Source organism: Mycobacteriales bacterium (assembly GCA_040902655.1).
Classification (GTDB): Bacteria; Actinomycetota; Actinomycetes; order Mycobacteriales; family SCTD01; genus SCTD01.
In genome coordinates this window covers 83,837-90,296 of sequence record JBBDWV010000044.1, presented here as the reverse complement: position 1 = coordinate 90,296, position 6,460 = coordinate 83,837, and the positions used below count along the sequence as shown (strand labels likewise).

The following is a 6,460-nucleotide window of genomic DNA, read 5'->3' as shown; positions in this document are numbered from 1 at the left end:
TTCGGCCGTTACGACTCGCCCAGCATCAACATTAAGACGGTGGATCCGGGCTGAGACCGCCGCTGCAGGGGCACTCCAGCCCCCTACGCTTCGCCCCGTGAAGCAGGAGGATCCGGACCGTGAGGGGCTCGCCCGCGCCTGGAGTCGCCTCGAGGCCCGGGCGGAGATGCGCGGGGACCGCATCGTCTTCCACAACCCCGCCCGGCCGTACGCCCTCGCCGGACTGGCGGTGGGACTGCTCAGCACGCTCGTGCTCGCGCTACGGCAGGACCGCGGAACGGCCGAGGTGGTCCTGGGAATCCTGTTGGTCGTGGCTGTCGTGGCGACGGTCCTGGCTGTGCTGCTTGCCCTGGCGGGTCTGGGTGCGCCGGGGCTGCGCCGCGCCGCCGCCAGCTGTGCCTTCGCCGTGCTGGCAGCCGTGATCGCCGGCTTCGTCATCTCCTTGGCGTCCACCGTCCTCGACCTCGGTCTGTCTTCGTGACCGGACGGCACGTCCGCCGGCTCTGGCTGGACGTCCGCAACGGAGCCCTCGCCGGCAGCGCCGTCGGCCTCGTCCTCGGGATGACGATCGCGAGGGCCGACTTCCCCGCATGGGGCGAGGTCGTCTGGGGGTTCAGCCTGATCCTGACCGGTCGTAGAGCGGCACGATCGTCGTCGAGACGACAGCAGCAGCGTGTGCTGGCTATCGGGCACGGGCAGGAAGACATCAACGTTGCGCACGGCACCGCGCGGCCGGCCCCCCTCAGGATCCGCCGGCGCCCCGAGCACCTCGAGCACGCGCTCGACCTCGCGCGGATCCGCCTCGGCCGCGGCGCCCACACTGTCCCGGACCACGACCACCCCGCGATCACGGCCGAACTCGGTCACCTCGCTCATGACGGCGCCCTCGGTTGAGCTGCTGGCCAGCTCGTCCCGCGCGGCCTCACTCGTGAGGTCGTGCGGCAGCACCGAGACCACACAGCTCGCGGCGATCGGCCGCCGGTCCACCTCATGGCCGAGCACCAGGAGCATCCGGCCGAACTCCGCGCCGGGACGGCGGGTCAGCTCGACCAGGTCCTCCTCGATCCCACGGCGCAGCGCCCCAGCCTCTGCGGCCTGCCGCTCGCGCGGTCCGGGGGGTGCTGGAGGGTCAACCGTACGTCGAGATCTGCGGCGTCAACCAGCGTCGTCGTGGGCCCGTCCTGCTCAGGTTGCGGCGGCGACATCGTAGACATCCATAGCCGGCGCAGCCAGCAAGCGGTCGGCCATCTCCTGCTTCAGCACCGCCAGCCGGCCGTCCTCCTGCGCCGTCCGTTCCTGCTTGCGGGACAGGTCGAGAAACTCCTCCCGTACAAAGCCTTCGCGAAGCAGCAGTGTCACGCTGCGCTCCCCGTAGCCGAGCCGGAAGACATAACGCTCGAGCGTCCGGCCACGGTCCGGGCGCTCGAGGGCGGGATCGACGGTGTAGCGGTCCCCGGTGACGGCACGGGTGACCAGCTCGAACGCGTCGCGGGCCCCGGGCCCGCTGAAGGCCGTCCGGACGACGATCTCGCGTCGTTCGGGCGGGACGCCGGGCGCGAGCAGGGGCAGGGCGCGCTGCAAGACCTTGAAGGCGTGGGCCACGCCGCCGGGGAAGCGAGGGCCGTGGTACCTCATCAGGTCCGCGAACGAGTACGTCAGCACCTGTCCCTCGTCGAGCACCTCCAGGGCGCCGGTCATCGGGTGGCCGGGGTGCTGGCTGCCCAGGGCAGGAAGCCGTCCAGGAAGCGCTCCGTGGCCGGCATGAAATGGCCGCCGAAGTGGCTCAGGGGGTCCAGCGTGGACACCACGAGGGTGCCTGGCGTACTGACCCGGTCGACGTAGAGCAAGGCTTCGCCGGTCGGCAGCGCGACCAGGACCTCCGCTCCCGCCGGGGGATCGAGGACGCCGTGGTGGTGCCAGGAGCAGTCGCGGATCTGCAGGTGGTCGAACAGCGGGTGGTCGGGGGTCGGGGAGTGCAGGCCGAGATCGGCGCCCGGTTCGAGCCACCACCAGAAGTTGGTCGGTCGGTGCGCCCAGCTCACGCCCGGGAGGAAGTCCGGGAGCGGCTCTCCGCCGCTGAACGTGAGCACCGTGCCGCCGGCCTCCAGCAGCGCCAGAATGCGGTCGGCGGCGCGGGTCAGCAGGCCGCGGTGCAGCCGCTCGGGGATGAACAAGCCGTCGTAGCCGGTCAGGTCGGTTTCCGCGAGATCGGGCAGGTAGTGCAGCCCACCGCTGAGGTGCCGGGCGTACTTCGGCAGGGTCAGGGCCCGGTGGTGCTGCGCCGATCCGCCGTACACGGCCGACAGCCCGGTCCCCCTGTGCTCGACGACGGGATGGGTCGACTCGATCGGCTCCTCGGCCGCCGCCGACGGTGGTGCGACGGCCCGCCGACGCGCTGCCTCGGCGAGCGCCCAGTCGAGCAGCTGGCCCGGGAGTCGGGTGGCCGTGCTGTCGGTCCCGCTGCCGTAGCCGAGCAGGTCGCCGTTCGCGTGCAGGATGACGGTGCCGCCGGTCGAGACCCGATCGATGTAGGTGACGGGCTCACCGCCGCACAGCCGCACGAGCACCTCGGCGCCCGGTGGCGGCGGGTGGTGTCCGCGGGCAAAGAAGCCGGCCACTCCGCGGCGGAAGGTGAGGTCGTCGGGCTCGACGCCGGCGAAGATCGGGTGCTCGGCGATCTCGGTGACGCGGTAGGCCTGCAGTGACGGCGGGTCGATCGCCACGAAACGAGAGGCGCCAGGCAGCCAGTCGCGGTGTAGCTGGCCGCCGAACAGCAGGACGCCGCCGCCGTCCAGGTAGCTCCTGATCACGCCGCGGTGCCGGGCCAGGTACTCCTGGTCGATCATGGACACCACGGCGACGACGGCGAACCGGCTCAGCTCGGCCTGCGCCAGCTGGTAGCAGTCGACGATCTCGGCGCGATGCCCGAACTCGCCGCTCTCGAGCGGGGACGGCTCGGAGCGGATGTCCATGCTCAGCAACGCGATGTCGGTCATGCTCGGCTCCTCGGTGGTCATCGGCTCCTGGCCGCGGCAGCAATCAGGGCCGCGGTGTATTCGTGTCGAGGGTTGTTCAGCACGTCCGCCGTCGCACCCTGCTCCACGACCCGCCCGGCGCGCATGACGACCAAGCGGGCGCAGCTGCGCTGGGCCAGCGCGAGGTCGTGAGTGATGTGCAGGACGGCGACGCCGTACTGGGTGCTGAGCTCGCCGATCAGCTCCGTCAGCTGCAGGCGCAACGAGGCATCGAGCATCTGGGTCGGCTCGTCGGCCAGGATCAGCCGCGGCCGGGTCACCAGCGCGCGGGCGAAGGCGACCCGCTGCCGCTCTCCGCCGGAGAGCTGGTGGGGGTAGCGCGGCAGGTAGCGCCCGACCGGGTCCAGCCGCACCGCCGTCAGCGCCTGCTCGACCCGCTCGCAGCGTTCGGCGTGGTCACCGAGGCGCTGGATGAGCAGGGGCTCGGCCACGACATCCGCCACCCGCAGGGTCGGCGGCAGGGATGCGTAGGGGTTCTGGAAGACCAGGTGCAGTGCCCGCCGTCGCCGCCGGGCCTCGGTGCGTGAGGCGGCGATCAGGTCGGCTCCCTCCAGCAGGATGCGGCCCCGATCAGCCGTGACAAGCCCTGCGACGGCCCGGGCCACCGTCGACTTGCCGGCGCCTGATCCTCCGACCAGGGCAACCGACTCACCGCGCGCCACGCACAGATCGACGTCGGCGACTGCCGCAACCCGCTGGCGGCTGCCGCGCTGCGCAAAGCTCACCGACAGGCCTTCGATGGCAAGGACGGGACTCACCGCGACACCTGAGCGCAGGGCAGCTGCAGTCGAGGCGTGGACTCCACCAGCCGGCGGGTGTAGGGGTGCGTCGGTGCGGTCGTGACCGCCGCGGTCGGCCCGAACTCGACGATCCGGCCGCCCTGCATCACGGCGATCCGGTCGGCGATGCGCTCGATCATCGGCAGGTCGTGCGACACGACGAGCAGCGCCAGTCCGAGCCGGGTGCGCAGCCCGTCGAGCAGGTCGAGCACCTCGGCCTGCACGAGCACGTCCAGCCCGCTGGTCGGCTCGTCCGCGATCAGCACCGCCGGCTCGTTGGCCAGCGCCATCGCGATGACGACGCGCTGCCGCATCCCGCCGGAGAGCTGATGGGAATAGGTGCGGTCGTGAGCCGGGTCCAGGCCGACCAGCTCGAGCAGCTCACGCGCCCGCTGTCGGGCCGCGGTGCGCCCGACCGGACGGTGGGCCCGCACGGCCTCGGCGAGCTGGCAGCCGATGGTCAGCACCGGGTTCAGCGCACTCATCGCCTCCTGCGGGATAAGCGCCACCCGGTCGCCCCGCAACGCGCGCAGCTCGGCACTCGAGGCTGTGGTGAGGTCCCGTCCGCACACCCGCACGCCACCGCCGGTGATCGTGGCGGCAGCAGGAAGCAGCCCGAGCGCGGCGCCGGCGACGGTCGACTTGCCGCTGCCCGACTCCCCGACCAGCCCGACCAGCTCGCCGGCGGACACGGTGAGGCTGACGTCGTCCGCAGCGAGCACCTCGCCGCCGTACCGCACCGACAGCCGGTCGAGCACCAGCGGTGGCTCGGAAAGCGGCAACACCGCGACGGTGCTCGGTGTACGACGCCACAGGTGCCCGCGTGGCGCGGAGCCGCACCGTTCCAGCAAGGCGGGGTGGACCCGCTCCTCCAGGACGTAGCCGAGCAACCCGAAGGCGAGCACGGTCGTCGCGATCGCCAGCCCAGGCGGGATCACCCACCACAGCCAGGCGTCGGTCAGGAAGGCGCTGCGGGCATGCGCCAGGGACAGCATGGTCCCCCAGCTCTGGGCGGTGAGATCACCCAGCCCGAGGAAGGCCAGCGAGGCCTCCAGCAGGATCGCTGTCTTGGTGGCGAGTACGAACTGCGGCACGATCAGCGGGGCCACCGCTGGTAGCAGGTGGCGCGGTAGGACGTGAAGAGGGCACGCGCCCATGGCCCGAAGGGCCTGCAGGTGGTCGCGTTCACGCAGGGACAGCACCTGTGCCCGCAGCTCGCGGGCGGTCCCGGCCCAGAGTACGGCGGCGATCACGGCGATCTGGGTGAGCACGCCCGGTCCAGCGAACACCCCGGCGACGATCGTCAGGGGCAGCACGGGAAGCGCCAGCACGACATCGACCAGGCGCATCAGAATGGCGTCCACCCAGCCGCGGGCATAGCCGGCGGCCACGCCGACACCCACCCCGACCACCGTCGCGGACAGGGCGGCCACGATCCCGACGAGCAAGGAGATCCGGGTGCCGTAGACGAGGGCGGACAGCAGGTCCCGCCCGACGTCGTCGGTACCGAGCAGGTGGTCACTCGACGGTGGCGCGAAGGGCACACCGACGCGGACGACGGGGTCGTAGGGCACGAGCCACGGCGCCGTCAGCGCCACGGTGAGCAGCGCGGCCAGCAGTCCCAGACCGACGGCCGCGAAGCGCCGGGAGCGCCGGTTCATCCGCCGGCCACGAGCCGGCCGCGGCGCAGCCGGGGGTCCAGCAGGGGGTAGACGGCGTCGGCCAGCAGGTTCGCCCCGACGATGCCCACGGTGGCGAGCAGGAAGGCGCCCTGCAGCAGCGGGTAATCCCGGACAGTGACCGCCTCGAAGATCAGTGACCCGAGGCCGGGGTAGGCGAAGACCGTCTCGACCACGACCGCCCCGGACAGCAACCCGCCGGCGGCCAGGCTGAGGTTGGTGAAGACGGGGAGCAACGCCGTGCGCAGCCCGTGGACGAGGGCGACCCGACGCTCGGTCAGGCCCTTGGCCCGCGCCAGGCGCAGGTACGGCTCGTCCAGCACAACGACCATCGCGGCGCGCGCGAGCAGGAAGAAGCCGCCCATGCCGGCCAGGACCAGGGTCGCCACAGGCAGCGCCAACCGCAGCAGCACCTCACCCAGCCACGGCAGCCCCTGCCCGCCGAGCGCCACCGCGCCGTAGGAAGGGAACCAGCCGAGCTGCACGGCGAACACGGCGATGAGGATCATCCCGATCCAGAAGCCGGGCATCGCGTCCAGGGCGAGCACGCCGCTGACCGTGCCGGCGTCCCGCTTGGTCCCCCGCCGCCAGGCCGCCCAGACGCCGAGCAGGGAGCCGAACAGGAACGCCAGAGCAGTGGCCGTGCCCACGAGCACCAGCGTCCAGGGCAACCGCTCGGCCAGCACGTCCAGCACTGGCCGGCTGTCCTGCACGGACAGCCCGAGGTCACCCCGCAGCAGACCGGCCCAGAACCCCGCGTACTGCTCGGGCAGCGACCGGTCCAGCCCGAAGCTGACCCGCAGCTGCTGCAGCTGCGGCTCGGACAACGCCTGCGCGTCCCCGCCGTAGACATAGACGACCGGGTCGCCCGGAGCCAGCCGGGGCAGGGCGAAGTTCAGGGTGGCCGCTGCCCAGAGCACCAACGCGTACTGCCCGACCCGGCTGGCGACCGTGCTCACCGGGAGGG

General features: G+C 72.2%; 7 protein-coding genes. 2 read left to right on the top strand and 5 right to left on the bottom strand.

The window, feature by feature from the left end:
* Window positions 1-97 precede the first annotated feature (97 nt).
* On the top strand, window positions 98-481 hold the full coding sequence (locus WD794_12565; GenBank protein MEX2291144.1) for a hypothetical protein: 384 nt from the start codon (window positions 98-100) through the stop codon (window positions 479-481).
* The gene (locus WD794_12560) at window positions 478-894 is read left to right on the top strand and encodes a hypothetical protein (protein ID MEX2291143.1); all 417 of its coding nucleotides are present in this window, start codon (window positions 478-480) and stop codon (window positions 892-894) included. Before WD794_12565 ends, WD794_12560 begins: the two co-directional genes overlap by 4 nt.
* A gap of 291 nt (window positions 895-1,185) precedes the next feature.
* On the opposite strand, the gene WD794_12555 is transcribed toward WD794_12560, so the two are convergent.
* Genes WD794_12555 through WD794_12535 form a run of 5 tightly spaced genes read right to left on the bottom strand, consistent with a single transcriptional unit; the run spans window position 1,186 to window position 6,452 of the window.
* A complete protein-coding gene (locus WD794_12555) occupies window positions 1,186-1,698 on the bottom strand; it encodes a hypothetical protein (GenBank protein ID MEX2291142.1) in 513 nt (170 codons plus the stop codon).
* The gene (locus tag WD794_12550) at window positions 1,695-3,017 is read right to left on the bottom strand and encodes a hypothetical protein (GenBank protein ID MEX2291141.1); all 1,323 of its coding nucleotides are present in this window, start codon (window positions 3,015-3,017) and stop codon (window positions 1,695-1,697) included. The genes WD794_12555 and WD794_12550 overlap by 4 nt, the downstream gene beginning before the upstream one ends.
* The gene (locus WD794_12545) at window positions 3,014-3,793 is read right to left on the bottom strand and encodes an ABC transporter ATP-binding protein (GenBank protein ID MEX2291140.1); all 780 of its coding nucleotides are present in this window, start codon (window positions 3,791-3,793) and stop codon (window positions 3,014-3,016) included. Before WD794_12545 ends, WD794_12550 begins: the two co-directional genes overlap by 4 nt.
* Entirely contained in the window at window positions 3,790-5,475 is a 1,686-nt protein-coding gene (locus WD794_12540) for a dipeptide/oligopeptide/nickel ABC transporter permease/ATP-binding protein (protein MEX2291139.1), read from the bottom strand. The genes WD794_12545 and WD794_12540 overlap by 4 nt, the downstream gene beginning before the upstream one ends.
* Entirely contained in the window at window positions 5,472-6,452 is a 981-nt protein-coding gene (locus tag WD794_12535) for an ABC transporter permease (protein ID MEX2291138.1), read from the bottom strand. The genes WD794_12540 and WD794_12535 overlap by 4 nt, the downstream gene beginning before the upstream one ends.
* Between the last annotated feature and the right edge of the window lie 8 nt (window positions 6,453-6,460).

Bases quoted from the DNA above. Each gene is read 5' to 3' on its own strand.
- WD794_12550 (MEX2291141.1), bottom strand. From the start codon at position 3,017: ATGACCACCGAGGAGCCGAGCATGACCGACATCGCGTTGCTGAGCATG.
- WD794_12540 (MEX2291139.1), bottom strand. From the start codon at position 5,475: ATGAACCGGCGCTCCCGGCGCTTCGCGGCCGTCGGTCTGGGACTGCTG.
- WD794_12555 (MEX2291142.1), bottom strand. From the start codon at position 1,698: ATGACCGGCGCCCTGGAGGTGCTCGACGAGGGACAGGTGCTGACGTAC.